This window comes from Pseudomonas agronomica, from assembly GCF_025917275.1.
Taxonomy (GTDB): Bacteria; Pseudomonadota; Gammaproteobacteria; order Pseudomonadales; family Pseudomonadaceae; genus Aquipseudomonas; species Aquipseudomonas agronomica.
The window spans coordinates 1-2,071 of record NZ_JAOSHO010000699.1; the positions used below are offsets into that span (position 1 = coordinate 1).

General features: G+C 64.7%; 2 protein-coding genes and 1 pseudogene. All 3 read right to left on the reverse strand.

Features of this window, described 5'->3' with window-relative positions; all coding sequences use genetic code 11:
• Positions 1-35 precede the first annotated feature (35 nt).
• Entirely contained in the window at positions 36-593 is a 558-nt protein-coding gene (locus OC610_RS26285; protein WP_264432034.1) for an L-threonylcarbamoyladenylate synthase, read from the reverse strand.
• A 60-nt stretch (positions 594-653) separates the two neighbouring features.
• A complete protein-coding gene (gene dprA / locus OC610_RS26290; RefSeq protein ID WP_264432036.1) occupies positions 654-1,748 on the reverse strand; it encodes a DNA-processing protein DprA in 1,095 nt (364 codons plus the stop codon).
• Between the two features lie 80 nt (positions 1,749-1,828).
• A pseudogene (locus OC610_RS26295) lies at positions 1,829-2,071 on the reverse strand (LysM peptidoglycan-binding domain-containing protein); the annotation flags it as partial.

Sequence of the window (2,071 nt, forward strand, 5' to 3'; positions counted from 1 at the left end):
GGGTTTTATGCAAGATGCAGAATGTGTATTTGGGCTCAGTCCGGGCGCACCACCTTGCCAGTCGCCAGGTCACGAATCACGCTCGGATTCTTGCGCCCACCCAGGTTGCCGCCCAGCACCAGGTCGATCTGCCCGCGGAAGTACTGCTCGACGCGGATCCGCGTGCGCGCCGCCGGCCGGCCTTGGGGGTTGGCCGAGGTGGAGACCAGCGGTCCGACCAGCGAGCACAGGTCGCGCACGATCGGGTGATCGCTGACCCGCAGCGCGACGGTGTCGTGCACGCCGGTGATCCATTCCGGCAACAGGTTCTGGTGCGGTACTAGCCAGGTATTGGGCCCTGGCCAGGTGCTGGCCATGCGGTCCATCCAGGTTTCGGGGAAATCCTCGAACAGAAAGTCGAACTGGCGGATGTTGTCAGCCACCAGGATCAATCCCTTGTCAGGCAGCCGGGACTTGATCGCCAGCAGGCGCTCCACCGCTTCTTCGTTCCACGGGTCGCAACCCAGGCCCCAGACCGCTTCGGTTGGATAGGCAATGACCGCCCCGGCGCGAATTTCTCGCGCGGCTTGTTGCACACGCCAACTGTTGACCATGAAAAGATTCTCCGCAACGCAATAAGGCTGTGCGCAGTGTACCGATCTTCCCCGTAAAACCTAGCGAGCAAACCAGCGTCCGTGTTCGCAGATGGCCCGTCCGTCCATTTCCAGATCGGTCAGCGCCGCCAGGACCTTGGACAAGCCCCAGCCGCTGGCATCGGCCAGCGCTTCACTGGTCTGCGGCGCGGCATGCAGCAGGCGCAACAGCGGGTGCGTCACCGGCACCGGCTCCGAGGCGAGGGGCAATCGCTGCCAACCGCGCAACGCTTCGAGGATGTGTTCGACGGTTTCCACCAGGGCCGCGCCATCACGGATCAACTGATGGCAACCCCGGGCGCCGGGATGATGGATCGACCCCGGAATGGCGTACACCTCGCGGCCCTGTTCCGCCGCCAGCCGCGCGGTGATCAGCGAACCACTGGCGACACTGGCCTCGACCACCAGCACGCCCAGGGACAAGCCACTGATGATTCGGTTGCGGCGCGGAAAGTTGCTGGCGTGGGGCGCGGCGTCCAGCGGGAACTCCGAGACCACCGCGCTGCCCTGGGCAATCATCGCCTCCGCCAACCGGCAATTGCGCTGTGGATAAAAATTTTCCAAGCCCGTGCCCAGCACGCCAACGGTCAGCCCGCCGACATCCAGCGCCGCTTGATGCGCGGCGGCGTCGATGCCCAGGGCCAGGCCGCTGGTGATGACAAAACCGGCGCCGGCCAGGCTTCGGGAAAACGCCGCTGCCGTGTCCATGCCCGGACGTGATGCCCGGCGACTGCCGACCATGGCCAGCTGCGGTTTTTCCAGGATCAAGGGGTCGCCAGCGACAAACAGCAGCGGAGGTGGGTCGCTGATCTGTACCAGCAGCGCAGGGTACGCAGGCTGGTCCCACATCAATAAATGCTGGGCCTGGCCGTCTAGCCAGGCCAGTGCGTGGGCGGCACCATCGCGTATTTCCGGGGCGCGTCGAGCTTCGGCGCACGCGGCGGGCAACCCCAGCGCCCGCCATGCGCTGGCCGGCGCGCTGATGGCTTTGGAGGCCGAGCCAAAGGCCTCCATCAGGGTCATGAAACGTTTAGGTCCCAGTTCCGGCAAGCGATGCAAGCGCAGACGGGCCTCCAGCTCCGCAGGCGGAACCGACGCAGATTCAGGCAATGGCATGTGATCAATCCTTGATCGTTATAGCCCCGTTTGGACGGGAACAAGCTGTGGATAACTCTGTTGGTAACTTGTGAGACCCGTTATGGATTGCGCACCTTGTCGAGCACCGCGAGCGAACGCGAGGCGTACAGCACCAAGCCGTAACTGAGTTTGTCGTAGGTGCGGAACACCATCAGCAGGCCGGCGCGTTCGTCCGGGATCTTTACCGGCGCGCCAGTGATCCGGTCGCGCACCGTTTCGCCGGTCTTCATCACGGCCAGGACGTTGCCCTCCACCAACCCGTCGCGCCGCCCCTTGTTCAGGGTGACCACGTCCAACGCGCC

What these genes read in the sequence shown, in the direction of transcription:
- dprA (WP_264432036.1), bottom strand. Translation starts at nt 1,748, where the DNA reads ATGCCATTGCCTGAATCTGCGTCGGTTCCGCCTGCGGAGCTGGAGGCC.
- OC610_RS26285 (WP_264432034.1), bottom strand. Translation starts at nt 593, where the DNA reads ATGGTCAACAGTTGGCGTGTGCAACAAGCCGCGCGAGAAATTCGCGCC.